This is a genomic window from Arthrobacter sp. 2762 (assembly GCF_040548745.1).
Lineage (GTDB): Bacteria > Actinomycetota > Actinomycetes > Actinomycetales > Micrococcaceae > Arthrobacter.
Genome location: NZ_JBEPSI010000004.1, coordinates 215,326 through 239,763, shown reverse-complemented (window position 1 = coordinate 239,763; position 24,438 = coordinate 215,326). Strand labels below are relative to the sequence as shown.

Sequence of the window (24,438 nt, the reverse complement as noted above, 5' to 3'; positions counted from 1 at the left end):
GGGGCCTAACGCCAGGTTCCGACGCCGATGACAGGTCCGGCCTCTAGCCAGGAGGAAAGGCCGGCGTAGGCATCGAAGTTCATGGCAAGCATGAACTTCTTACCTTCATATTGGAGTTCAACCACGACGACGCCAGGCTGCACCTTGACGAGCTCATCCTCTGTAGGTTGGCGCCGGCCAAGCAGCTCCAACGAACTGCGTTTGTATCTATGTTTCGGGATCACGCTCAGGGACATCAAGCGGAACCACTCAAGTTCATTGTCCTGATAACGACAAACCCCCATCTGCCAGCTGTTTCCAGCCGTGCAAATGGAGGCGTCAACCGTGCCCAGGGCGCGCCGCAGATTGAAGCGGCGCACCCCGAAAAGGCACAGTGAAAAAATCAGCAACGCAAACGCCGTTGCCAGGGCGATGAACGGAATAAGGGAATCGTCCATCAAGGTCGTGCTATCGGATCCCCGCTGTAGCCGCTTCGCCCAGTTGGGCGTTGTCAGCAACAATGACCACGCGATCGTTGTCGACGGAGAAGAATCCACCGTCAACAACTACCGCAATACGGTCACCGGAAACCGGCTGGATTGCCAGCTCACCCTCAGCCAGGATGGCCAGGAGGGGCGAGTGGCCCGGCAGGATTCCGATTTCACCATCGCTGGTGCGGGCCTTCACCATCTTGGCCGCGCCGGACCACACAAAGTGGTCCGCTGCGACAATCTCAACCTCGAGCTCAGCCATACTACTTGGTCTGTTCCTGGATCTTGGCCCATTGGCGCTCGACGTCATCCAGGCCACCGACGTTGAAGAACGCCTGCTCTGCGATGTGGTCCAGCTCGCCGTCGCAGATAGCGGTGAAGCCTTCCACGGTGTCCTTGATGGACACGGTGGAGCCTTCGACGCCGGTGAACTGCTTGGCGGTGTAGGTGTTCTGGGACAGGAACTGCTGGATACGACGTGCACGGGACACGACGATCTTGTCTTCTTCAGACAGTTCGTCAACGCCGAGGATGGCGATGATGTCCTGGAGTTCCTTGTTCTTCTGCAGGATCTGCTTTACACGGACAGCCGTGTTGTAGTGGTCCTTGCCGATGTACTGGGGGTCCAGGATGCGGGAGGTCGACGTCAGCGGGTCAACGGCCGGGTACAGACCACGGGAGGCGATTTCACGGGAAAGTTCCGTGGTCGCGTCGAGGTGTGCGAACGTCGTTGCCGGAGCCGGGTCGGTGTAGTCATCAGCAGGCACGTAAATAGCCTGCATCGACGTGATGGAGTGGCCCTTGGTGGAGGTGATGCGCTCCTGGAGGAGACCCATCTCGTCAGCAAGGTTCGGCTGGTAACCCACTGCAGACGGCATACGACCGAGCAGCGTGGAAACTTCCGAACCTGCCTGCGTGAAGCGGAAGATGTTGTCAATGAAGAGCAACACGTCCTGGTTCTGAACATCGCGGAAGTACTCCGCCATAGTCAATGCAGACAGGGCAACACGCAAACGCGTTCCCGGCGGCTCATCCATCTGGCCGAAGACAAGGGCGGTGTCCTTGAGAACTCCGGCCTCTTCCATTTCAACCCAGAGGTCGTTACCTTCACGGGTACGCTCGCCAACACCGGCGAATACGGAGGTACCACCGAAGTTGCGGGCAACACGCGTGATCATTTCCTGGATCAGAACGGTCTTGCCAACGCCAGCGCCACCGAACAGGCCGATCTTTCCGCCCTTGATGTACGGGGTGAGGAGGTCGATAACCTTGATGCCGGTCTCGAGCATCTCCGTGGAGCCCTCGAGGGAGGCAAAGGACGGTGCCTTGCGGTGGATCGGCCAGTAGGCGTCAGCCTTGATCTCGGACTCTTCGACGTCCAGCGGCTTACCGAGGACGTTGAAGATGTGGCCCTTGACGCCGTCGCCGACGGGCACCGAGATCGGAGCGCCGGAGTCCCGCACAGTGGTACCGCGGACGAGTCCGTCGGTAGCCTGCAGGGAGATGGCGCGAACGAGGTTGTCACCCAGGTGCTGGGAGGTCTCGAACGTGATCGTCTTGGTCTGGCCATTGAGAGTGATCTCAGTGGTCAGAGCGTTGTAAATCGAGGGGATTGCGTCAGCCGGGAATTCGACGTCGACAACCGGACCAATAACACGGGCAATGCGGCCGGTGGCACCGGCCGTTGCTACGTGTTCGGTAGCAGTGGCAGTCATCTCTCTCACTTCACTCAGTAGATGGCGTGGGGTTAAGTTTATCTGTTTGGTGCAGGTGCGGCTTCGAGCCGAATCCGTACCGGCTAGGACGCCAGGGCGTCGGCGCCGGCCACGATCTCGGAAAGCTCCTGCGTAATCTCGGCCTGACGGGCCGTGTTGCGAAGGCGCGTGTACTTCTTGATCAGGTCCGTAGCGTTGTCACCGGCCGACTTCATGGCACGCTGGCGGGCAGCGAGCTCGGAAGCTGCAGCCTGCAGCATGGCTGCGAAGATGCGGGACTCGATGTAACGCGGAAGCAGGGCGTCAAGGACCTGCTCGGTTTCCGGTTCAAACTCGTACAACGGCAGCAGTTCTGACTCCGAGGCTGCTTCCTCTTCGACGACCTCCAAGGGAAGCAAACGGATAACCGTCGGCTCCTGGGTCACCATGGACTTGAAGCGGGTGTAGACGACGTGGATTTCGTCCACGCCACCCTCTTCGAAGTCATTGGCGAAGTCTTCGAGAAGTGCAGCTCCGACTTCCTGCGCGGTTTCGAATTCCGGTGCATCCGTGCCGCCAGTCCATACGCGGGCGTAGTCACGGTTGCGGAAATCGAAGTACGCCTGCGCCTTGCGGCCCACCAGGTACGCCTTGACTTCCTTGCCTTCTGCATGAAGAAGCTCGGTGAGACCTTCAGCCTGCTTGAGCACACTCGCAGAGTAAGATCCAGCAAGGCCACGGTCCGAAGTAATGATCAGGACTGCGGCACGGCGGATCTGCTCCGGCTCGGTGGTCAGCGGGTGGTCGATTTCGCTCTGAGTTGCGACAGCAGAAACGGCACGGGTAATCGCGTTCGCGTAAGGCAGTGAAGCTGCTACGCGGGCGCGGGCCTTACCGATGCGCGAGGTAGCGATCAGTTCCATCGCCTTGAAGATCTTGCGCATCGACGTCGTCGAGCTGATCTTCTGACGGTAGACCCGAATCTGGGCTCCCATACTTATCCTTTCCTAAGTTCCCGACGTACTGCCCTGCCGGGGCCCTTGCGGACCCCGGCAGAGCAGGTCATCGAAACTAGCGCTTCTGCTTGACGATCTTTTCCTGGTCGACGTCGCCACCGGAGATCGGTGCGTGCTCTTCGTGTCCGGCGCCAACCAGGTGGTTGTCGCCCTCGCCGAAGAAGCCCTTCTTGAAGGAAACGATGGCTTCCTTCAGGGCTGCAGCGGTGTCGTCATCCAGGACGTTGGTCTGAGCCAGCGTGGTCAGGATGGAGGACTTGTGCTTCAGGTGTTCCAGGAACTCGGACTCGAAGCGGCTGATGTCTTCAACCGGAACATCGTCCAGGTAACCGTTGGTACCAGCCCAGATGGAGACAACCTGGTCCTCAACCGGGAACGGTGAGTACTGGCCCTGCTTGAGCAGTTCCATCAGACGTGCACCACGGGTCAGCTGCTGGCGGGAAGCAGCATCCAGGTCCGAAGCGAACATGGCGAATGCCTGCATGTCACGGTACTGCGCGAGGTCCAGCTTCAAGGTACCGGAGACCTTCTTCATGGACTTGACCTGGGCAGCGCCACCGACGCGGGAGACCGACACACCAACGTCAACAGCAGGGCGCTGGTTGGCGTTGAAGAGGTCGGACTGAAGGAAGATCTGGCCATCAGTAATGGAGATCACGTTGGTGGGGATGTAGGCGGAAACGTCGTTGGCCTTGGTTTCGACAATCGGAAGACCGGTCATCGAGCCTGCGCCGAGCTCGTCGGAGAGCTTTGCACAACGCTCCAGCAGACGGGAGTGCAAGTAGAAGACGTCGCCCGGGTAAGCTTCGCGTCCCGGCGGACGACGCAGCAGCAGGGAAACCGCGCGGTACGCTTCGGCCTGCTTGGAAAGGTCATCGAAGATCACCAGAACGTGCTTGCCACCGTACATCCAGTGCTGGCCGATGGCCGAGCCTGCGTACGGTGCCAGGTACTTGAAGCCGGCGGGGTCCGAGGCCGGGGAAGCCACGATGGTGGTGTACTCCAGCGCGCCATGGTCCTCGAGGGTCTGGCGCACTGCGGCAATGGTGGAAGCCTTCTGGCCAACACCAACGTAAACGCAACGAACCTGCTTGGTGACATCGCCCGAAGCCCAGTTGGCCTTCTGGTTGATGATGGTGTCCACAGCGATTGCGGTCTTGCCGGTCTGGCGGTCACCAATGATCAGCTGACGCTGGCCACGGCCGATCGGAATCATGGCGTCAATAGCCTTGAGGCCGGTCTGCATCGGTTCGTGAACCGACTTGCGCTCGGTGACGCCCGGCGCCTGGAGTTCCAGTGCGCGGGTGGTCTCAGCCTTGATCTCGCCGAGGTCGTCGATCGGCTGGCCCAGCGGGTCGACTACGCGACCGAGGAAGGCATCGCCAACCGGAACGGACAGGATCTCACCGGTGCGGTGAACTTCCTGGCCCTCTTCGATACCGGTGAAGTCACCGAGGATAATGACACCGATCTCGCGGACGTCAAGGTTCTGGGCGAGGCCCAGCGTGCCATCTTCGAAGCGAAGCAGCTCGTTCGCCATGACCGAGGGAAGACCCTCAACACGGGCGATGCCGTCACTTGCGGTGGTCACACGACCAACCTCTACGCGCTCTGCGTTTCCGGGTTCGTAGGACGCCGCGAACTCGTTCAACGCATTACGGACGTCGTCGGCGTTGATGGTCAATTCGGCCATCTGCAGTCCCTGCTCTCCTGTTTTCGTGATCATCGTTGCTCACGATGACCGGGTTTTATATCAGTTAAGTTGTGCTTTGTCTTCGCTAGACAGCGAGCTGACGGCGGAGGTCGGTCAGGCGGCCGATAACAGAAGCGTCAAGCACTTCATCGCCCACCTGCACCCGGATTCCACCAATCAGGCGGGGGTCAACATTGACGTTGACCTTCAGCTCGCGGCCGTACAGGGCATTCAGCCCGGCCTGCAGACGGCTGGCCTGCGTTTCCGTCAACGGACGGGTAACGCTGACAGTAGCAATCCAGCGCTGCTGACGCTTGGCTGCAAGCTTGGCGAAGGACTCGACGAGCTTGCTCGGCTTGACACCGCGCGGCTGAGTTACGGCCTGGCCAATGAGAACCTTTGCTTCCTCGCTGATGCCAGGAACAAGTTTCTCGGCCAGGACAACCTTGGCCGCGCCGGATGCCTGCGGCTCAGACAGAGCACGTTGTACTTCGTGGCTGGAAGCGACGGCCTGGTTGAAAGCAAACAGATCGTTTTCCAGCTCTTCCAGCCCCGTAATACCAGAGGCAGAAACGGCCGACTTGTTTTCAGCTACGGCAATGACAACCGTGGCGGCAAGAGTCTCGAGTGCATCGCCGATATCGCGTGCAGATGCCCAGCGTAAGCTAGCCAGTCCGCCTGCGATTTCAGCAGCATCAGCGGAGACTTTTCCGCTAACCAGCTGCTTGACCAGCGCCGACTTCTCGTCTCCACTACGGGACGGGTCAGTCAGGGCGCGGCGCAAGCCAGCCGAGCTGTCCACCGTTCCCAGGATTCCGAAGAGGTCCTTTGCCAACTGCAGCGAGGCAAAAGGAAGCTTTGCTTCCAATTGCGCCAGCGCCGTGGTCAGCGATTCGCTCGATATACCTGCCATTACTTAGCTGCACCTGCGTTCTGGGTCTCCAGATCTGCCAGGAAGCGGTCCACAACGCGTGCGGCACGCTCATCATCAGTGAGTGCTTCACCAACGATGCGGCCAGCCAACGTGGTAGCCAAAGTGCCAACCTCTGAGCGAAGCGAGACAACAGCTGCCTGACGCTCGGACTCAATGGCAGCGTGTGCCTGCTCGGTGATGCGGGCAGACTCGGCAGCAGCCTTGGCCTTGAGGTCCGCGAGGATCTGGGCGCCTTCAGCGCGTGCTTCTTCGCGGATCCGGTTGGCTTCGGCGCGGGCATCGGTGAGCTGCTGCTTGTACTCTTCAAGAGCTGCAGAAGCTTCGGCCTGTGCCTTTTCTGCCTTTGCGATGCCACCTTCAATCGCTTCGGCGCGCTCTGCGAAGGTCTTCTCGAACATCGGGACAATGAACTTGACCACGATGTACAGGAGGACAGCAAAGCCGACGAGGACGACGCCCATTTCCCAAACATTGGGAACGAGAGGGTTAGTGGCCTCTTCGCCTTCAGTGGCGGCTGAGATGATCAGCTGATTCATATTTCACCCGTCCTATCTACTCGGTTGCGGAATTCGCTTTGTTCGAAAGTCGAAGACTAGAGAACGAAAGCGAAGACGAGGCCGAGGATGGCAAGAGCTTCGGTCAGTGCCAGACCAAGGAATGCGATCGGCTGCAGCACGCGCTGAGCTTCCGGCTGACGAGCAACACCGTTGATGTAAGCCGCGAATACGAGACCCACACCGATACCACCGCCGATTGCGGACAGACCGTAACCTACGAGGTTGAGATTGCCTTCCATTTTTTTCCTTTCAAGATGCCACCCATGTGGCAGGTTGTTTGGTTTACTTCAATCCCCTCAAGGGGAAGTTTTTGAGCCTAGTGGCTGTCGGCGTGCAGGGCGCCTTCAATGTAGATCGCGGTCAGCAAGGTGAACACGTAAGCCTGCAGAGCCATGATCAGGGCCTCGAGCATGTACATGGCAATAGCGCCGACAAGGACGAGAACCGAGGTGCCCTTCAAAAGGACGTTCTCCTGCATGATCAGGAACTCAATCCCGGAACCGGCGAGCATGACGATCAGGTGGCCGGCCAGCATGGTCGCAAACAGACGGAGGCTGTGCGTAACGGGGCGGACCAGGAAGTTGGAGATGATTTCGATCGGAACAACGATCGGCAGGATGTACCAGGGCACACCGGAGGGAACGGTTGCGAGCTTGAAATACTTCAGCCCGTTCTTCTTGATTCCGATGATGATCCAGGTGAAGTACACGATGCCGGCCAGCACATACGCGCCGCCAACGTGGGAGAAGCTCGGGAGCTGGATCACGGGGATAGCGCCGTAGATGTTGTTCACCAGGATGAAGAAGAACAAGCTGAACAACAGCGGGACGTACTTGATGAAGTCCTTGCCGCCGATGATGTCCTTGGCGATGCTGTTGCGGACGAAGCCGTAGGCCATTTCGCCTGCGAACTGCAGCTTGCCGGGAACCAGCTGCTGCTTACGTGCAGCGAGGATGAAGAATGTAGCGATAATGACGACCGAAAGGATCACCAGCAGCATCTGCTTGGAGAAGCCATCGTGCGCACCCCAAGGCAGGATTGCCGGCAGGTGCATTTCGTCGATTCCGGGTGGGGTGAATGACCCCGAATCCTGGGCGGGGAGCGCAAGCGCGATCAACGCGTTTCCTCTCTGCTGTGTCCATCATTGGGCATTGGTTGGAAGCCGGACGCGCTCGACGCATCCATATTCCGTGTGAAATTATTTGGCATTACTGTCCCCGTCCGTGGACGGACCGCTGTCTGCGTTGCTCTCGCCAGAAGAAGAGCTTTGCCTGGTGAGGCCGTGCATATGGGAAAGATAGAACCCTCCTGCGGCTCCCAGCAGAGCGCCAAGGAGCACAATCCAGCGGGTCCCCCACAGATTATCCAGACCCCAGCCTATCAAACTCCAGACAATGATCCCGCCAACGATGTAGCTGAAGACGGCGATGCCGGCGTTGTATCCACCGTCGTTTCCGGCGTCGGCAGAATCGTTGGCTGCGCCTTGGGATGGAGTGTGGCTCGACAGCTGGGAATTACGCTTACGCAGCGACATCCGTACCGCCCTTCTCATCCGCAGGATCGTTGTAGATCTGCAGGCGGGCTTTGCTGAAACCGTAGATCTCTGCAGCCTGCCAAAGGACGACGGCCACAACTGCACCGATGATGAACCATCGGCCGTGCAACCAGGCGGGAGTTCCGATAACAAAGAGGACCACGGCAAATCCGACGACTTTTACGAAGTACGTCGCCACGAAGAGGCCGACAGCGCCGGAAGGATTATTGCGGCCAACAAAATGACCGATCAGAAGGCTGATCGCAAAGAAGAGCATGACCAGCGCGGCCCCGAATGCTGCTGAAAGCGCGCCCTGGCCACCATTCATGAACGCTGCGACGATACTCGTCACGATCAATCCGGCCAGAGCAGCAGCGGAACTCAAGAGCAGCAAGCGGAGCCACAGGTTGGATGTCTCCCCGGAAACTCCAACAACACGTTTACCGGACGGGCGTCCGGAATCGGCGTTGGATGTCATGGGGATACCAATCCTCGTGGCACAGGTGCCATGTTCTCAAAGTGGGGTTACGGGCGAGTGACTGTCCGCAGAAAGAATTCTACATGAGATAGAACTGTGACCATAACCGGAAGTCATGAGCGCTCCCCCGGTCCCGCGGTATTCCGCGTGAAGTACGGCCATGCGGTAACAGCGGCCATGACGAGAGCAGCTACAACCACCACGATCAACACAATCTGCCAAGGGAAGACGGCGAACGCCACACCTCCAAACGCCAGGATGCACGTCCAGACATAAAGCATCACGACGGCGGTGCGGTGCGAGTAGCCGAGGTCCACCAGTTTGTGGTGGAGGTGCCCACGGTCTGCGGACCAAGGAGACTGTCCCCGCGCGGTCCTGCGAACCACAGCCATCCCGAAATCCAGGAGCGGAAGGGACAGGACGGCGAACGGCAGGAGGATCGGGATGATCGTCGGAATGCCGTTGGCGCGGTCGTAGAGCCCGGATCCGATTTGCCCCGTGGCCACTACGCCGGCTGAGGCCATGAGGAGTCCGATGAGCATGGCACCGGAGTCCCCCATGAAGATCTTGGCTGGAAACCAGTTATGCGGCAGGAAGCCGATGCAGCCACCCACCAGGATCGCCATCAGGAGTGTCGCAAGGTCTGAATTGTCAGTGGATGGGTTGTTTCGGTGCACCCAGTACGCCGTGAGGAAGAAGGCGCCGCCGCCTATGGTGGCTACACCTGCGGCCAGTCCATCCAAGCCATCAATGAAGTTGACTGCGTTCATGGTGGTAACAATCAGCCCGGCTGTCAGGACAATCTGGACGAGCTCGGATTGAATCAGGATCGGTTCGGGGATGAACGGAACCACAGACATCCGCACGCCCCAAATCGCGACGATGAAAGCCGCTGCTGCCTGCCCCAGGAGCTTGATCCACCAGCGGATGTCGAGGATATCGTCCGCGACCCCCACTGCGACGATCACTACTGCTCCGGCCAATATGCCCCACGGAGCATCGTTATGCCTGAAAATGTCCTTGACGAAGAACGAGTTGCTTGCCACCACAAGCGCAACAAAAAAGCCTGCAAAGATGCCAAGCCCGCCCAGTTTTGAGATGAGTGCGGAGTGCATGTCCCTGCTGCGGATGGGACGGTAAAGCCGTAATTTGTTCCCGAGTACGCGGGCTCCCCACGTTGCGGCATAGGACACCAGTGCAGCCGTGAGCGCCATCAGCAGGTACATAATCATGACGCGGCTCCGGAAGGCAGCCCAATGCCGGAAAGAGGTACACGGACCAACGTATGCAGCCGGTGCATCGCTGAAAAGCCGTGTAGTTCTGGGCAGGTCAAGGTGTGGATTTCTGTCTGTCGATAAATGGAACTACTCCGTCGCCATGCCTGCACCGGCTGTGCCAAATGATGCTGGGATTTCTGTGGACTCTAGTCACGATACTAATGCCAACGGTCGTGACCACCGGCGTGACGCAGCCGCAAAGCTACAGCTGATGCGCTGTAGTCAAGCGGCAGGCTTTTACTTGGCCGGCTCCTGGACGTTGCGCAGGGCGTAGATCCCCTTGAGCACTTCGGCGTTGGACCGGGGCGCCTTCAAACTGTGGCGCAAGCCCTTGAACAAGCCATCAAGCAGAACTTTGCGGTTTGACGACGCAGCAATGGTCTTGGTCCAATTGCGCAGCGAAGCCCCGGTAAAGAGGACCTTTTCCCAAGGGGTCAGGGCGTTGGACCTGGTGTAAACCCAGAGCTTGTTACGAACTTCGTAATAGAAACGAGGGCCGGGGTCCGCGCCTGCATCTCCGAATACTTTCGTGTGGTGGTTGGCTACCGACGCGTTGGTAGCCAACGCAATTCCGCGGCGCGAAACCCTTGCCGTGTATTCGAGGTCGTCGTTCCAGATGAAGTAATCCGCGATGGGCAGTCCGTGACGCCGGATCTCGTCTGCGCGGATCAGAACAGAAACGAACGATGCGCTGCGGATCTGAACCGCCCCGAGCCGGGTAGCCATGCTCCGCGCCGCTTCGCTGGCTCCAATGCGTGGACGCATGCGATTCATTGGGTGGTCGCGCCCATCCGTCCACACCACCCGGCTGGCGATGAACGCCGGAGCTTCCCCCGCTTCCTGTTGATAGGCCTCGGATACATCCAGTGCCTCGCGAAGTGCGCCCGGCTGTGGCTCGGTGTCGTCGTCCATGATCCAGACGTGGTCAGCACCGTGGTCCAGGACTGCACGCTCCATACCCACAACAAATCCCCCGGCACCGCCCACGTTGGCATTGAGCGTAACAACATCCGTAGGAACAGGGCCACGGTAGGTCCTGAGGAATTCGGCGGTTTCGTCCGTGGAGGCATTGTCCACGACGACGACGGCGTCCGGCACCTCGGTGCCGGCGGTAATGCCGGCCAGGGTGGTCTCAAGGAGTTCACGCCGGTTAAAGGTCACCACAACGGCGACCACAACGGGTTTGGACGTCATTTACTTGCCTTTGGTCTGGGATGGCTGGAAGTGGCGCCGAATCAGCAGGCCCGCCAACTTCCACGGTTCAACAAAAACTCTGTAGGCAACGCGGCCCGGATGGAGAACCAGGCGCCATGCCCATTCGAGCCCAAGGCGCCCGAGCCACCGTGGCGCAAGCTTCTGGACACCGGCCACCTGTTCAATGGCACCGCCAACGGCACAATACACAGCGGGCGGAAACTGAGTGAGTCGTCGATGCAGGACCGTCTCCTGCAGCGGCATGCCAAGGCCCAGCAGCACCAGTTGAGGACGGAAGCGGTCCAACCACTCCACGACAGCCATTTCCAGCGCCTCGTCCCATCCTTCGCCGGGCATGCCATCTACCCTCGCGTCCGGAATAATCGTGCGCAGTTGGGCCACCGCTTGCGTATTTGCAGCCCGTCCGGCACCGATCACGGCCACCCGTTCCAGCCCCTTCACTCCCCCAAGAGCCGGGATCCAGTCCATGGATCCAAGCCGGTACGCCATGGGGCCTTGTCCCAAGGGCTTCAGTTGCCGTTTGTGGGCCAATCCCCAAAGCATGGCTACTGGAGCGCCGTCAAGGAGGACGATCGAGCTTTGATCGTAAAGTGAACGGAAATCTGCACACGAGTGGAACAGCGTAATGCTGTGAAGATTGTGGCCGAGCACAGTACGGGTGGTTCCGGTGGAGATGAGTCCGTCCAGGGCATCGATCAATTCATTGACGCGCAGCGGAGTCGCGTCGACGTCAAGGACGGGGACGCGCTGGCGGTCCGGAATCATTCGGGTTTGGCTTCACGTGGGGCGTCGGGTGCCGATGCTGATACAGCAGGCGCCGGATCCTCGACGGCGGGTGCTTGCGTTACTTCGATGGGTGCGTCTTGCGCCACGGCGGCCTCGGAGACAGGTTCTTCCTGCGCTGCTGCTTCGGTTTCTGCTGCCGGAGCAACGGAAGGTACAGGCTCGTCAACACCGAGGATGGAAGGAACAACCTCACGCAGGCGTTCCAGGGAGATGGCGCCCTGACGTACCACCCGGAAGGGTTCGGAAGTCGCATCCACGATGGTAGAAGGCAATGCAGCAGTACCCTTGACGGGCCGGAAGCCGCCTTCCAGGTAAACCTCCACGGAATCTGCCAGCTGGAGCCGCGCCTCTGAAGCAGTCTGCGCTGCTTCCTGCCCCGTGCGGTTGGCCGATGACACAGCCAGCGGCCCGGTAAGGCCCAGAAGTTCCAGTGCGAGTTCGTCGTCAGGCATCCGCAGGGCCACAGTGCCCTTGGTATCACCCAGGTCCCAATCCAAAGACGGCTGGGCGTGAAGGATGAGCGTCAGGCCACCGGGCCAGAACGCCTGTGCCAAGGCCCTGGCGTCGGCGGATACATCGCTCGCGAGTCCGTCCAGGGCGTTGATGCGCGGAATCAGGACCGGTGGGGGCATTTGCCGGCTACGGCCCTTCGAAGCCAACAACATTGTCACGGCCAAGGGGGAAAAGGCGTCAGCTGCAATGCCGTACACGGTGTCCGTCGGCAGCACGATGCACTTCTTTTCGCTGATGGCACGCTGCGCGTGTTGAAGTCCTTCAGCCCGCTGGTCATCGGAAGTGCAATTGTAGGTTGTGGTCACAGCGCTATTCTTTCACTCATCAAGAGCCTTGTTTGCCAGCACCGCGCTCGTGGCACGTTCCTTGCCATTGAGGTCAAAGTGCGTGGTGATGTCCTGCCAACGTCCCGCTCGACGCAACATGCCGCTGATCCAATCCGCCTGGACTTCTGCGTGTTCCATCACGAAGTAGCCGCCAGGTTTCAGGAGACGGCCCGCACTGGCTGCTGCCGCCGTCGGGAGTTCCATCCCATCCGCTCCCCCACCGTACAGTGCTTCGGGCGGATCATGCAGCGCAACTTCGGGCTCGTTCGGGATGGCTTCGGCAGGGATGTACGGAGGATTGGACACCACGACGTCAAAGGAGCCGTTGTGTTCAGGCAAGGCATCCCTAAGATCGCCCTGAATCAGCGAGACACCCAGCGGTTCAAGGTTCCTTCTGGCCCAGGCATGGGCAAAAGTGCTGAATTCCACGGCATGGACTTCAGCTCCTGGAACCTCGTGCGCGATTGAACCGGCAATGGCTCCCGAACCGGTTCCGAGGTCCACGATCTTAGGGTGGGACACGCCGGCCACGTGGTCGATGACAAGCTGGACAACGGATTCCGTTTCGGGTCGGGGAATGAACACACCCGGCCCCACCTGCAACTCAAGATGGCGGAAATATGCGACGCCGGTGATGTGCTGAAGCGGTACGCGTCCGGCACGCTCAGCCACCAGTTCGGCGTAGCCTTCGGGGGCAGGGGAATCACCCAGGAGCATTGCCCGCAACCGGCCCAGCCCCACGCCCAGCAGGTGCTCCGCAAGAAGTTCGGCATCGACGCGCGGGGTGGGGACTCCGGCGTCGGACAAAACGGCAGTGGCCTCGCGAACGGCGTCCGCGAGGCTCTGGCCTGTGAAAAACGTCATATCTTTACCCTGACAGCTGGAAATCGGCAGGCTTGTGGTGCTCTGCTATTCGCCCAGGGCGTCCAGGCGCGACTGCTCGTCCGCTTCAATCGCCGACTGGATGACGGGTTCCAGATCACCATTCATCACGGCGTCGAGGTTGTAGGCCTTATACCCGGTGCGGTGGTCCGCAATGCGGTTTTCCGGGAAGTTGTAGGTGCGGATGCGCTCCGAGCGGTCCATCGTACGGATCTGCGACTTGCGCTGTTCGGAGTTGGCGGCGTCGATCTGTTCCTGCTGGTGGGCCAGGAGCCGGGCACGGAGCACGCGCATACCGGCTTCGCGGTTCTGCAGCTGCGACTTTTCGTTCTGCATGGCCACCACGATGCCCGTAGGCAAGTGGGTGATGCGAACTGCGGAGTCAGTGGTGTTTACGGACTGGCCACCGGGACCGGAGGAACGGTAGACGTCGATCTTGAGGTCGTTCTGGTTGATTTCAAGTTCTTCGGGTTCATCCACTTCGGGAAGCACCAGGACACCGGCCGCGGATGTGTGGATACGGCCCTGCGACTCTGTAACCGGAACGCGCTGCACCCGGTGCACACCGCCTTCGAACTTCAAGCGCGCAAAGACGCCCTCCGCGGGGTCGTTCGAGTTGCCCTTGATGGCCACGGCAACGTCCTTGTATCCACCAAGATCGGATTCGGTAGCGGAGATCATCTCAGTCTTCCAGCCCCGCGACTCGGCGTACCGCATGTACATCCGCAGAAGGTCGCCAGCGAACAACGCAGCTTCGTCGCCGCCTTCGCCGCCCTTGACTTCAAGGATCACGTTGCGGGCATCGTCCGGATCACGAGGGATCAGCAGACGGCGCAGCCGCTCCTGTGCCGCGGGAATCTGCTCCTCCAGCTGCACAACTTCTGCAGCGAATTCGGGGTCCTCGTCAGCCATCTCTTTGGCAGCTTCCAAATCATCATTGAGTCCGCGCCATTTGTTATACGCCTCCACAATGCCCTGGAGCTGGGCAGAACGCCGCCCCAATTTCCGGGCAGCAGACTGATCGGCATAAACGGCAGGATCACTCAACTGCGCCTGGATAGCAGCATGCTCATCAAGCAATCCCTGTACGGACTCAAACATTTTCAAACCTCTTTCGACTCGTATCCAAGTCTAATTTGCGCCAACGATTCCGTAGGCCGCACGAATTCCCGCCCCGGGGAGGTGACGGCCGGACGCAAAGGTGACGAGTCCGCCGTCGGGTAATTTTGCCGGCCCGGGAGTGGCATCGGGCCTGTCGCAGCGTTGCTGCTGACTTACGCAGTATGTCAGCAGCAACGCGAAGGGGCGGGGCCGGCAAAATTACTCGACGGCCCCACCCCACGTAACGCTATTTGTCGTTGTCCGACTTCGCTCCAAGCGTCGTCTTCTGAACCTGCATGAGGAACTCGACGTTGCTTTGCGTCTCCCGGATCTTGTTGGTCAGCAGCTCAAGGCTCTGCTGCTGCTCAAGGCCTGAAAGGACCCGGCGCAGCTTCCACATGATCTTGACTTCTTCCGGCGAGAGCAGGTTCTCTTCGCGGCGTGTGCCGGACGCGTTGACGTCCACGGCCGGGAAGATGCGCTTGTCTGCCAGCTGGCGGGACAGGCGGAGCTCCATGTTGCCGGTGCCCTTGAACTCCTCGAAGATAACCTCGTCCATCTTGGAGCCGGTCTCGACGAGAGCCGTTGCCAGGATGGTGAGCGAGCCACCGTTTTCGATGTTGCGGGCGGCACCGAAGAAGCGCTTCGGCGGGTAGAGCGCTGCGGAGTCGACACCACCGGACAGGATGCGGCCGGAGGCCGGTGCTGCCAGGTTGTAGGCGCGGCCCAGGCGGGTCATGGAGTCCAGGAGGACCACCACGTCCATGCCCATTTCAACGAGGCGCTTCGCGCGTTCGATGGAGAGCTCAGCAACCGTGGTGTGGTCGTCTGCGGGGCGGTCGAAGGTGGAGGCAATGACCTCACCCTTGACGGTGCGCTGCATGTCCGTGACTTCTTCGGGACGTTCGTCAACCAACACCATCATGAGGTGGACCTCAGGATTGTTGGTGGTGATCGCGTTCGCAATGGACTGCAGGATGAGCGTCTTTCCGGCCTTGGGCGGGGAGACGATCAGGCCACGCTGGCCCTTGCCGATCGGAGCCACGAGGTCGATGACACGCGGACCGATCTTCTTGGGGTCTGTTTCCAGGCGCAGGCGCTCGGACGGGTACAGCGGTACGAGTTTGGCGAACTCGACGCGGTCCTTGAGCTCTTCAGGAGTCTTGCCGTTGACCGAAGTAACACGAACGAGGGCATTGAACTTCTGGCGCGAAGACTGCTGGTTGCGGTCTTCACCTTCGCGTGGCGCACGGATGGCGCCAACGACGGCGTCGCCCTTGCGGAGGTTGTACTTCTTGACCTGTGCCAGCGAAACGTAGACGTCGTTCGCGCCGGGGAGGTAGCCGGAAGTCCGGATGAATGCGTAGTTCTCCAGGACGTCCAGGATGCCCGCTACGGGGAGCAGGACGTCGTCTTCGGTAACCTCGATGTCGTCAACATCCGGCCCCTGCGCGCGGCCACGGCGGCGTTCGTTGCGGTCGCGGAAGCGGTCGCTGCGGGTGTTGCCGTCCCGGCTGTCCTGACCGCCACGACGGTCGCTGCGCTCGTTCTGATCGTTGCGATCACGGCGGTTCCTGCGGTTGCGACGATTGCCCGTATCTTCGAGGTCGTTGTTGTCCTCGCGGCGGCCGCGGGAGTCACGACGTTCACGCGACTGATCGCCGGAGTCGGCCTGTTCGCGCTGTTCACGCTGCTCGGTCCGCTCGGCACGTTGTTCACGCTGCTCGGTCCGCTCGGCACGCTGTTCAGTGCGCTCGGCACGCTGTTCACGCTGCTCGGTCCGTTCGCCGCGCTGTTCACGCTGGTCACTGCGCTGGTCACTGCGCTCGGGACGCTGCTCAGCGGCCGGGGCTTCTGCGGTTTCCTCCGGAGCTGCAGCAGTCTCGCTGCGGCGACGGTTACGGGTGCGGGGCTGGCGACGCTCGGTGACGGCTTCGCTGGCTTCCGGCGCCGCCTCGGGCTCTGCAACCGGCGCAGCCGGCGCTTCAGCAGGTGCAGCGGCCTCTGCCGCGGCAACTACGCCGTCGCTGGTGGCGCGGCGGCTACGGCCACGTCCACGTCCACGAGGGGCTTCCTGGGCCGGCGCTTCCGTGCTCACGTCAGCGGCAGGAGCGCTCTTCTCCGCAACCTTGACCTCGGGAGCCGGCGCTGCCTTGGGCGCGGTGGCAGCCTTCGTCGATGCCTTGGCCGGGGCCTTGGCGGTAGAAGTCCCGGCACGATGGGCGGAAATGGCTGTTACCAAGTCCCCCTTACGCATACGGGACCCACCGGAAATCCCCAGCTGGCTGGCAAGAGCCTGGAGCTGGGCGAGCTTAAGGCCTGCAAGGCCGCTGCTCTTGGTGGTTGCTGCTGTTGACGACTCAGCAGCAGAAGTTGTTGTGTCCACAGCTGAAGCCAGCTCAGTGGTTTCTGTCACGAAGGATCCTTCCCCCTCGACGGCGTCCAGAGCGAGAGCTGGACGCGATGATTTGTTCTGGGCTGCAGTTCAGATCTGCAGCCGGTGATTTCGGCCGTGCCTGATGGATTGTGGCCAACAGGGCCGGATACTGATCGTCTTCACTGAACCCAGTTGCCCGGACAGCCGACTGAATATTCAGGGAACAGAGAGAGTTCTGCGGCACCTGAGACAGGCCGGAAGGAGACGGCACCGCCAGACGTTGGCACAGTTGACGAAAGGAACAGCGAAACCGCCAAGATCCAAAATCAGGGAACTGCCCGCGGCTTTACCGCCGGTGCACTTCCACTCTAGCACCTTCAACGTCCACAGCCAGCGTCATCACACGCCAACCGACGTTGGGTGTGTTGGCGGCAGTAAACGCCTCGATGAATTCGGCAACGGTTGCTGCTTCGCCGGGCCCGTTGGCCAGGACCATGACAGTGGGACCGGCACCGGAAACCACGGCAGCGTGACCGGCCGTCCGCAGCGCCGCAATAAGGTCCGCGCTGGGCCGCATCGCTTCGGCCCGGTAGCTCTGGTGCAGGTAGTCTTCGGTACCGGGCAGCAGGAATTCCGGCTGCTTTGTCAACGCGTGGATAAGCAACGCTGCACGTCCGGAGTTCATCGCAGCAGCATGGTGACCCACAGACGCGGGCAAAAGTCCGCGGGCGGTTTCGGTGGAGAGTTCATAATCTGGAACCGCCACCACGGGAACCACGGATCGGGCTACTTCAGCACGCGTACTGCTGTACTGCTCGCTGTCCTGCCATGACAGCGCCAGTCCGCCGAAAATGGCGGGGGCGACGTTGTCCGGGTGGCCTTCCATTTCGCTGGTCAGCTGCAGGATCCAGTCGAGATCCTGCTGCGCCTCTTTTGGAACCAAGGAATTGGCGGCAGTAACGGCCGCTACAACTGCGGAGGCTGAAGAACCCAGCCCGCGTCCATGCGGATTAACGTTGTCAGCCGTGATCCTTAGGCCGGAGTGCCGGAAACCCAAACGTTCCAAGGCAAGGTCGATCGCACGCACCACCAAGTGGCTGGAGTCGCGCGGAAGGGTATCGGCGCCCTCACCGGAGAGCTCGAATTCGAGCTCTCCGGTGGTGAGCGTTTCCACCGTCAAGGTGTCATAAATGGATAGGGCCAAGCCGAGGCTGTCGTAGCCGGGACCCAGGTTGGCGCTCGTACCGGGGACCTTGACGGTCAGCCGCTGGCCTGCCGCGACGAGTTGACGATCGGTCGCGGTGGGCTGCGTTTGTTCCACTCTTATTTTTCTTCCAGTCCCAGTTCCGCGGCAACGGTGACGACGTCATTGGAGACCTTGACCGGCTGCACATCGCTGCCGTCCTCCGTGCGGAGGGCCCACTGGGGGTCCTTCAGTCCGTGGCCGGTAACGGTGATGACGATGGTCTTGCCGGACGGAACCTCACCAGCAGCGTGCTTCTTGATCAGGCCTGCCACGCCGGCAGCAGAGCCGGGCTCGACAAAGACGCCTTCCTTGGAAGAGAGCCAACGGTGGGCGTCCAGGATTTCCTCATCCGTGACAGCTTCAATCAGGCCACCGGATTCGTCGCGGGCAGCGATCGCCGTGTCCCATGATGCCGGGTTGCCGATGCGGATGGCAGTGGCGATAGTGTCCGGTTCAGTGATCGGGTGCCCTGCAACGAACGGCGCTGCACCCGCAGCCTGGAAACCCCACATGATGGGTGTCTTGGTGGAGACGGCCGGCAGCGTGCCGTTGGCGGTCTCGAAGGGAGCGGAGTACTCCTTGTATCCCTTCCAGTAGGCAGTGATGTTACCGGCGTTGCCGACAGGCAGAACATGGATATCCGGGGCATCGCCCAGGGAGTCCACAACTTCGAAGGCACCCGTCTTCTGGCCCTGGATACGGGCAGGGTTGACCGAGTTCACCAGGAAGACCGGGTAGGACTCCCCAAGCTTGCGGGCGATGTCCAGGCAGTTGTCGAAGTTGCCGTCCACCTGCAGCAGCGTGGCGCCGTGCGCAATCGCCTGGCTGAGCTTGCCCATGGAGATCTTGCCTTCGGGGACCAGCACAGCGCACTTGAGGCCTGCGGCCGTTGCGTATGCCGCGGCCGAGGCCGAGGTGTTTCCGGTGGAAGCACATACAACAGCTTTGGCGCCGGCTTCGACGGCCGCCGTCATAGCCATGGTCATGCCGCGGTCCTTGAAGGAACCCGTGGGGTTCATGCCCTCGACCTTCAGGTACACCTGCGAGCCGGTCAGCTCGGAAAGCTTCTGTGCGTGGACGAGCGGGGTGCCGCCCTCGCCGAGGGTGATGACCTTGGTGGCTTCCGTTACAGGCAAACGATCAGCGTATTCGCGGATTACTCCGCGCCATTGGTGAGCCACTTAGACCCCTTCTACCCGCAGTACGGATGTCACAGAATTGATGACGTCCAGGCCCTTGATGGCCTCGACGGTTGCTGCGAGTGCAGCTTCGGATGCACGGTGCGTCACGATTTTCAGCTCAGCCGACTCAACATTCGAGGCGGAGTCGCGGTGGATCGTTTGACGCATGATCTCGATGGATACGCCGTTCTCCGCAAAAATATGGGCGATGCGAGCCAGCACACCTGCTTGGTCTGCTACATCCAGACCGATGTAATAGCTGGTGTTGGAGGCATCAATGGAAAGTGCCGGAACATGCCCGGTAGTTGTTTCCGTGCGGCCGGGACCGCCGAGGACCAAGCGCCTGGCAGCGGAGACAAGGTCACCCAACACAGCAGAGGCAGTGGGAGTCCCCCCGGCCCCCTGGCCATAGAACATCAGTTCACCAGCGTTTTCGGCTTCGATGAAGACCGCGTTGAACGCACCGCGGACTGCTGCCAGCGGGTGTTCGCGTGGCAGGAGGGTGGGGTGCACGCGCACCGAGATTCCGCTGCCGTTCTCTGAGGCTTCGATTTTCTCGGCGATGGCCAAAAGCTTGATGACGAAGCCGGCTTCCTTGGCCGAAGCGATGTCCGCGGCACTGACCTTGGTGATCCCCTCGCAGTAGACGTCGTCCAGGGAGAACCTTGTATGGAAGGACAACGATGCCAGGATCGCAGCCTTGGCAGCTGCGTCATGGCCCTCAACGTCGGCAGTGGGGTCAGCTTCGGCGTAACCGAGGCGCTGGGCTTCGGCAAGGGCGTCTGCAAACTGCGCGCCAGTGCTGTCCATCTGGTCAAGGATGAAGTTGGTGGTCCCGTTCACGATCCCGAGAACCCTCGTAATGCGATCGCCGGAGAGGCTGTCGCGGATCGGGCGCAGAATGGGAATGGCACCGGCAACGGCGGCTTCGTAGGACAGCTGAACGCCGGCCTTGTCAGCCTCTTCGTAGAGAGTGGGGCCGTCCTGCGCGAGCAGCGCCTTGTTACCGGTGACAACGCAGGCGCCATTCTGGATGGCGGTGACGATGAGCGTACGTGCGGGTTCAATGCCGCCCATGAGCTCGATGACGAGGTCTGCGTCCTTGACGAGGGTCTCGGCGTCCGTGGTAAAGAGTTCACGGGGCAGTTCGACGTCGCGCGGCGAGTCGATGTTGCGCACGGCAATACCGGACAGCTCGAGGCGGGCACCACTGCGGGCGGCCAGAGCCTCGGCGTCGTCAATAAGAATGCGCGCGACCTGGGCCCCTACATTGCCACAGCCCAGCAGGGCCACCTTCAGGGTTCGCACTTCAGACATTCGCCACTCCCATGTCGCGGTTCAAGAGATCTTCTTCGGTTTCCCCGCGGACAATGAGCCTGGCGGCTCCGTCGCGCACAGCGACAACGCCAGGCCGGGCCAGGTAGTTGTAGTTGCTGGAGAGGGCCCAGCAATAGGCGCCGGTACCCGGTACTGCGAGCAAATCACCGGCTGCCACATCCGCGGGCAGATATACATCTCTAACAACTATGTCGCCGCTCTCGCAATGTTTGCCCACTACGCGGGACAGCTGCGGAGCTGCATCTGAGTCACGGGAAGCCAAAATCGCCGAATAATCCGCGTCGTAAAGCACCGGACGGGCGTTGTCGCTCATTCCTCCGTCCACCGACACATACCGACGCGGATACGTAACGTTCTCAGGACCTGTTTCGGTGCCCGGAACGTCCACGCGAACAGTTTTAAGCGTGCCTACCTCATACAAAGTGAACGTGGTGCTCCCGACGATCGCGCGTCCGGGTTCGATGGAAACACGGGGCGCTTCGATGCCGAGTTCCGCGCACTTTGAACGCACGACGGCGGCCATCGCCTGCGCGATTTCCGCTGCAGGGCGGGGGGTGTCCACTGGCGTATAGGCGATACCGTAGCCGCCCCCGAGGTCCAATTCCGGCAGGATGACGGAGTATTTGGCCTGCATCGCTGCCTGAAAGCCGAGGAGCTTTTCCGCAGCCAGCGCGAATCCGTCCGCCTCGAAGATCTGGGAACCGATGTGACAGTGCAACCCCAGGAGTTCCACGCTCGGGTACGACGTCGCGGCTGCAACGGCTTCCTCAGCGGCAGACAGGCCGGCTTCCTCGGTGGAGTCCTCAGCCATGGAGAGGCCAAACTTCTGGTCCTCGTGCGCTGTGGCGATGAATTCGTGGGTGTGGGCATGCACCCCTGGCGTGAGGCGCAGCATGACCTTGGCGGTTTCGCCGCGGCTGGACGCAATCTTGGCTACCCGTTCCAATTCATCGAGGCTGTCCACCACGATGCGGCCCACCCTCATATCCAGCGCCCGGTTGATCTCGGCGTCGGACTTGTTGTTACCGTGCAGGCCCAGATTGGCCCCGGGGATTCCGGCGCGGGCGGCAACAGCCAGTTCACCTCCGGAGCAGGTGTCCAGGCGAAGGCCTTCCTCGGTCACCCACCGTGCTACTGATGTGCACAGAAAGGACTTGCCCGCGTAGTAGACATCCACTCCCCCGCAGATGTCGGCGAAAGCGTCGTCGAAGGCGTCCTTGAAAGCACGGGCACGCGCGCGGAAGTCAGATTCGCTCATCACAAAGAGAGGAGTGCCGAATTGCGCCTTGAGGTCGCTGACTGAAATCCCGTCAATGGTGACCTCACCGGCGTCGTTCTTCTCCACGCCGGCTGCCCACATCGGTGCCTGAAGGACGTTAAGGTCCTCGGGGACGGCCAGCCATTCAGGGGCAAGCGGAGAGGCCTGGGGTGAATTTGGTGCGGTGTTTGTGGTCATGGCCTTACATCCGTTCCGGCGCGGAAACGCCCAGCAGTCCGAGTCCGTTGGCCAGCACCTGGCTGGTGGCGTCGTTCAGCCACAGACGGGTCCTGTTCACGTCCAGCACCGGTTCCTCGCCCTGCGGGGAGACACGGCAGGCGTCGTACCAGCGGTGGTATGCACCGGCGATGACCTCAAGATGGCGGGCAACGCGGTGCGGTTCGCGGAGCTCGGCTGCTTTGGCCACGATGGAGGGGTAGCTGCCCAAATAGGAGAGCAGCTCGTTCTCCGTGGCGTGATCCAGCAGCGATGCGTCGAACACAGATCGGTCCACCCCGGCCTCGGCGGCGTTGCGCGCGGTTCCCCTGGAGCGGGCATGGGCGTATTGCACATAGAACACGGGGTTCTCGTTGCTGTTCTTCTTGAGCAGTTCCGGGTCCAGCGTCAGCGGCGAGTCGGCAGGGAACCGGGCAAGGGAGTAGCGCACTGCGTCCTTGCCCAACCAGGAAATGAGGTCCTTGAGCTCAATGATGTTGCCCGCGCGCTTGGACAACTTGGCGCCGTTGACGGACACCAACTGTCCAATGAGAACCTCAATGTTTACTTCGGGATCGTCGCCCGCGCACGCTGCAATAGCCTTGAGGCGATTGATGTAGCCGTGGTGGTCGGCGCCAAGAAGGTAAATCTTCTCGGAGAAACCGCGGTCCTTCTTGGAGAGGTAGTACGCGGCATCGGCGGCGAAATAAGTCGGTTCTCCGTTCGCGCGGATCATGACGCGGTCTTTGTCGTCGCCGAAGTCAGTGGTGCGCAACCAAACGGCGCCGCCGTCGTCGAACACATGCCCCTGTTCGCGGAGGCGGGCAACGGCAGATTCAATGGCACCGGCGTCGTGCAGTTCCTTCTCGGAGAAGAAGACGTCGAACTCCACGCCGAAATCTGCCAGCGTTGCTTTGATATCCGCCATCTGTGCCTCGTAGGCAGCAGCACGGATGACCGGCAGGGCAGCCTCGTCTGTGAGTTCACGGATATCCGGGTGCGCCTTGAGTACTTCATCGCCGAGTTCGCGAATGTACTCACCGGGGTAGCCGCCCTCGGGGACGCCCCGGCCGTGGAGCCGGGAAAGGACTGAGTTGGCGAAGACGTTCATCTGCGAACCGGCGTCGTTGATGTAATACTCCGCGGTGACGTCGGCGCCCGAAGCCCGCAGCACGCGTGCGATCGCGTCGCCCAGGGCGGCCCACCGGGTATGGCCGATGTGAAGGGGACCCGTGGGGTTGGCGGAAACGAATTCCATGTTCACAACATGTCCTGCGAGCGCCTGGTTGGTTCCGTAGGTGGAACCGGCCTCAACGATTGCCTTGGCGAGCGCGCCTGCCGTTGCAGCGTCAACGGTGATGTTCAGGAAGCCCGGACCTGCGATTTCCACTCCGGTCACGCCGGCGATTTCCTGCAGGCGGTGGCTGAGGATTCCCGCGAAATCGCGCGGATTCGTACCGGCTTGCTTAGCCAATTGCAGGGCAATATTGGTGGCCCAGTCTCCGTGGTCCCTGTTCTTGGGGCGCTCCACCCGGACGTCGTCGGGGACAGCAGATTCCGCCAAGGCGATTTCGCCGGCGGAGACGGCATCCTTAAGGCAGGTGGATATGGCAGCAGAGAGTTCTTCGGGAGTCACCCATCCAGCCTACCGGGGGCCCGCGAACTCGAGGAATTAAGGCTCGTTTATGTGGATATCTGGGACACAGCACCTGTACATGAACGGCTGGCGGCACTCACAGACTGAACCATTACGCTGATTTCAACGTTGTGAAGACGTAAGAGGTGGCTTTTATCGGTCATCCAGAGACCGAAACCATCCGTTGACCGCATGTTGATCACATCTTGTCCAGTTGAAACGAGCAGAACATGACTACGCCACTCCGCAAGAGCCTCTACGTCGGGTTCGCCAGCGTCTCCATTATCGGGACCGCCGCTGGCTGTGCCCCCACAACGGAAGCCCCGTCAACCCAGACACCCGCTACCCAGAATGGTGGCCAGGCTTCCACTGGCAGTCCTTCTTCCTCCACTTCGGCTGGAAAGGGTGACTCCACGTACAAGGACGGCACGTACAACGCCGATGGAACGTATACATCGCCGAACGGCCAGGAGACGGTTGGCGTTGAGCTCACGCTGGCCGGGGACAAGGTGGAGGCAGTGAATATCACCGTCCACCCCTCCAACCCCAATACCAAGAAGTTCCAGGGCGAGTTTGCCAGCGGTATCGCGGCACAGATCGTTGGCAAAGACATCGACGAACTCAACGTTTCCAAGGTGGCCGGTTCCTCCTTGACCTCCGGCGGCTTCAACGATGCCGTGGCACAGATCAAGTCCCAGGCAAAGTAGCAG

Annotated in this window: 24 protein-coding genes; 1 reads left to right on the top strand and 23 read right to left on the bottom strand. The window is 60.9% G+C overall.

Going from position 1 to position 24,438, the window contains the following annotated elements; genetic code table 11:
* Positions 1-5: 5 nt before the first annotated feature.
* The 23 genes from ABIE18_RS09655 to argS all read right to left on the bottom strand — a co-directional run bounded on the left by ABIE18_RS09655 (position 6) and on the right by argS (position 23,728).
* Positions 6-437, bottom strand: a complete 432-nt coding sequence (locus tag ABIE18_RS09655) for a DUF2550 domain-containing protein (protein ID WP_224091077.1) — start codon at positions 435-437, stop codon at positions 6-8.
* Positions 438-447: 10 nt separating this feature from the next.
* A complete protein-coding gene (locus tag ABIE18_RS09650) occupies positions 448-732 on the bottom strand; it encodes a F0F1 ATP synthase subunit epsilon (RefSeq protein ID WP_216923952.1) in 285 nt (94 codons plus the stop codon).
* A 1-nt stretch (position 733) separates the two neighbouring features.
* Complete coding sequence (atpD, locus tag ABIE18_RS09645; RefSeq protein ID WP_431115631.1) at positions 734-2,185, bottom strand: F0F1 ATP synthase subunit beta; 1,452 nt, start codon at positions 2,183-2,185, stop codon at positions 734-736.
* An 83-nt stretch (positions 2,186-2,268) separates the two neighbouring features.
* On the bottom strand, positions 2,269-3,159 hold the full coding sequence (locus tag ABIE18_RS09640; RefSeq protein ID WP_499722474.1) for a F0F1 ATP synthase subunit gamma: 891 nt from the start codon (positions 3,157-3,159) through the stop codon (positions 2,269-2,271).
* Between the two features lie 76 nt (positions 3,160-3,235).
* Entirely contained in the window at positions 3,236-4,873 is a 1,638-nt protein-coding gene (gene atpA, locus ABIE18_RS09635; RefSeq protein WP_442003985.1) for a F0F1 ATP synthase subunit alpha, read from the bottom strand.
* 85 nt (positions 4,874-4,958) lie between these two features.
* Entirely contained in the window at positions 4,959-5,786 is an 828-nt protein-coding gene (locus ABIE18_RS09630) for a F0F1 ATP synthase subunit delta (RefSeq protein ID WP_431115633.1), read from the bottom strand.
* Entirely contained in the window at positions 5,786-6,343 is a 558-nt protein-coding gene (locus ABIE18_RS09625; RefSeq protein WP_216923955.1) for a F0F1 ATP synthase subunit B, read from the bottom strand. Before ABIE18_RS09625 ends, ABIE18_RS09630 begins: the two co-directional genes overlap by 1 nt.
* 56 nt (positions 6,344-6,399) lie before the next feature.
* A complete protein-coding gene (atpE, locus tag ABIE18_RS09620; RefSeq protein WP_009356484.1) occupies positions 6,400-6,603 on the bottom strand; it encodes an ATP synthase F0 subunit C in 204 nt (67 codons plus the stop codon).
* A 77-nt stretch (positions 6,604-6,680) separates the two neighbouring features.
* Positions 6,681-7,481 carry a F0F1 ATP synthase subunit A gene (atpB, locus tag ABIE18_RS09615; RefSeq protein ID WP_216923956.1) on the bottom strand — a complete coding sequence of 267 codons (801 nt, stop codon included), beginning with the start codon at positions 7,479-7,481 and terminating at the stop codon, positions 6,681-6,683.
* Positions 7,482-7,562: 81 nt separating this feature from the next.
* A complete protein-coding gene (locus ABIE18_RS09610; protein WP_216923957.1) occupies positions 7,563-7,898 on the bottom strand; it encodes a hypothetical protein in 336 nt (111 codons plus the stop codon).
* Positions 7,885-8,376, bottom strand: a complete 492-nt coding sequence (locus ABIE18_RS09605; protein WP_499722473.1) for a Cg1360 family ATP-synthase-associated protein — start codon at positions 8,374-8,376, stop codon at positions 7,885-7,887. Before ABIE18_RS09605 ends, ABIE18_RS09610 begins: the two co-directional genes overlap by 14 nt.
* A gap of 113 nt (positions 8,377-8,489) precedes the next feature.
* Entirely contained in the window at positions 8,490-9,608 is a 1,119-nt protein-coding gene (locus tag ABIE18_RS09600) for an MraY family glycosyltransferase (RefSeq protein ID WP_499722472.1), read from the bottom strand.
* Positions 9,609-9,890: 282 nt separating this feature from the next.
* Positions 9,891-10,847 carry a glycosyltransferase gene (locus ABIE18_RS09595; protein WP_499722471.1) on the bottom strand — a complete coding sequence of 319 codons (957 nt, stop codon included), beginning with the start codon at positions 10,845-10,847 and terminating at the stop codon, positions 9,891-9,893.
* Positions 10,848-11,633: a WecB/TagA/CpsF family glycosyltransferase gene (locus ABIE18_RS09590; RefSeq protein ID WP_499722470.1), complete on the bottom strand. Its 786-nt coding sequence runs from the start codon at positions 11,631-11,633 to the stop codon at positions 10,848-10,850.
* Positions 11,630-12,472: an L-threonylcarbamoyladenylate synthase gene (locus ABIE18_RS09585; RefSeq protein WP_499722469.1), complete on the bottom strand. Its 843-nt coding sequence runs from the start codon at positions 12,470-12,472 to the stop codon at positions 11,630-11,632. The genes ABIE18_RS09590 and ABIE18_RS09585 overlap by 4 nt, the downstream gene beginning before the upstream one ends.
* A 12-nt stretch (positions 12,473-12,484) precedes the next feature.
* A complete protein-coding gene (gene prmC / locus ABIE18_RS09580) occupies positions 12,485-13,357 on the bottom strand; it encodes a peptide chain release factor N(5)-glutamine methyltransferase (protein WP_499722468.1) in 873 nt (290 codons plus the stop codon).
* 45 nt (positions 13,358-13,402) lie between these two features.
* Positions 13,403-14,476 (bottom strand): peptide chain release factor 1, encoded by a 1,074-nt coding sequence (gene prfA, locus ABIE18_RS09575; RefSeq protein WP_223933485.1) that lies wholly within the window; start codon positions 14,474-14,476, stop codon positions 13,403-13,405.
* Between the two features lie 247 nt (positions 14,477-14,723).
* Positions 14,724-16,892 carry a transcription termination factor Rho gene (gene rho / locus ABIE18_RS09570; protein WP_499722467.1) on the bottom strand — a complete coding sequence of 723 codons (2,169 nt, stop codon included), beginning with the start codon at positions 16,890-16,892 and terminating at the stop codon, positions 14,724-14,726.
* Between the two features lie 307 nt (positions 16,893-17,199).
* A complete protein-coding gene (gene thrB, locus ABIE18_RS09565) occupies positions 17,200-18,174 on the bottom strand; it encodes a homoserine kinase (RefSeq protein WP_499722466.1) in 975 nt (324 codons plus the stop codon).
* Between the two features lie 2 nt (positions 18,175-18,176).
* Entirely contained in the window at positions 18,177-19,280 is a 1,104-nt protein-coding gene (gene thrC, locus ABIE18_RS09560) for a threonine synthase (protein ID WP_431115644.1), read from the bottom strand.
* Complete coding sequence (locus ABIE18_RS09555; RefSeq protein ID WP_477515071.1) at positions 19,281-20,597, bottom strand: homoserine dehydrogenase; 1,317 nt, start codon at positions 20,595-20,597, stop codon at positions 19,281-19,283.
* Positions 20,590-22,074: a diaminopimelate decarboxylase gene (gene lysA, locus ABIE18_RS09550; RefSeq protein WP_499722465.1), complete on the bottom strand. Its 1,485-nt coding sequence runs from the start codon at positions 22,072-22,074 to the stop codon at positions 20,590-20,592. Before lysA ends, ABIE18_RS09555 begins: the two co-directional genes overlap by 8 nt.
* 4 nt (positions 22,075-22,078) lie before the next feature.
* The gene (gene argS / locus ABIE18_RS09545) at positions 22,079-23,728 is read right to left on the bottom strand and encodes an arginine--tRNA ligase (RefSeq protein WP_499722464.1); all 1,650 of its coding nucleotides are present in this window, start codon (positions 23,726-23,728) and stop codon (positions 22,079-22,081) included.
* A 230-nt stretch (positions 23,729-23,958) separates the two neighbouring features.
* On the opposite strand from argS, the gene ABIE18_RS09540 reads away from it, so the two are divergent.
* Positions 23,959-24,435 (top strand): FMN-binding protein, encoded by a 477-nt coding sequence (locus ABIE18_RS09540; RefSeq protein WP_499722463.1) that lies wholly within the window; start codon positions 23,959-23,961, stop codon positions 24,433-24,435.
* Positions 24,436-24,438 lie beyond the last annotated feature (3 nt).

Excerpts from the sequence above, each read along its gene's own strand:
- ABIE18_RS09605 (WP_499722473.1), bottom strand. The coding sequence starts at position 8,376 with ATGACATCCAACGCCGATTCCGGACGCCCGTCCGGTAAACGTGTTGTT.
- ABIE18_RS09655 (WP_224091077.1), bottom strand. The coding sequence starts at position 437 with ATGGACGATTCCCTTATTCCGTTCATCGCCCTGGCAACGGCGTTTGCG.
- atpD (WP_431115631.1), bottom strand. The coding sequence starts at position 2,185 with ATGACTGCCACTGCTACCGAACACGTAGCAACGGCCGGTGCCACCGGC.
- ABIE18_RS09625 (WP_216923955.1), bottom strand. The coding sequence starts at position 6,343 with ATGAATCAGCTGATCATCTCAGCCGCCACTGAAGGCGAAGAGGCCACT.
- ABIE18_RS09600 (WP_499722472.1), bottom strand. The coding sequence starts at position 9,608 with ATGATTATGTACCTGCTGATGGCGCTCACGGCTGCACTGGTGTCCTAT.
- ABIE18_RS09555 (WP_477515071.1), bottom strand. The coding sequence starts at position 20,597 with ATGTCTGAAGTGCGAACCCTGAAGGTGGCCCTGCTGGGCTGTGGCAAT.
- ABIE18_RS09650 (WP_216923952.1), bottom strand. The coding sequence starts at position 732 with ATGGCTGAGCTCGAGGTTGAGATTGTCGCAGCGGACCACTTTGTGTGG.
- ABIE18_RS09590 (WP_499722470.1), bottom strand. The coding sequence starts at position 11,633 with ATGATTCCGGACCGCCAGCGCGTCCCCGTCCTTGACGTCGACGCGACT.
- ABIE18_RS09540 (WP_499722463.1), top strand. The coding sequence starts at position 23,959 with ATGACTACGCCACTCCGCAAGAGCCTCTACGTCGGGTTCGCCAGCGTC.
- ABIE18_RS09640 (WP_499722474.1), bottom strand. The coding sequence starts at position 3,159 with ATGGGAGCCCAGATTCGGGTCTACCGTCAGAAGATCAGCTCGACGACG.
- lysA (WP_499722465.1), bottom strand. The coding sequence starts at position 22,074 with ATGACCACAAACACCGCACCAAATTCACCCCAGGCCTCTCCGCTTGCC.
- atpA (WP_442003985.1), bottom strand. The coding sequence starts at position 4,873 with ATGGCCGAATTGACCATCAACGCCGACGACGTCCGTAATGCGTTGAAC.
- ABIE18_RS09610 (WP_216923957.1), bottom strand. The coding sequence starts at position 7,898 with ATGTCGCTGCGTAAGCGTAATTCCCAGCTGTCGAGCCACACTCCATCC.
- ABIE18_RS09630 (WP_431115633.1), bottom strand. The coding sequence starts at position 5,786 with ATGGCAGGTATATCGAGCGAATCGCTGACCACGGCGCTGGCGCAATTG.
- ABIE18_RS09595 (WP_499722471.1), bottom strand. The coding sequence starts at position 10,847 with ATGACGTCCAAACCCGTTGTGGTCGCCGTTGTGGTGACCTTTAACCGG.
- atpE (WP_009356484.1), bottom strand. The coding sequence starts at position 6,603 with ATGGAAGGCAATCTCAACCTCGTAGGTTACGGTCTGTCCGCAATCGGC.
- prmC (WP_499722468.1), bottom strand. The coding sequence starts at position 13,357 with ATGACGTTTTTCACAGGCCAGAGCCTCGCGGACGCCGTTCGCGAGGCC.
- prfA (WP_223933485.1), bottom strand. The coding sequence starts at position 14,476 with ATGTTTGAGTCCGTACAGGGATTGCTTGATGAGCATGCTGCTATCCAG.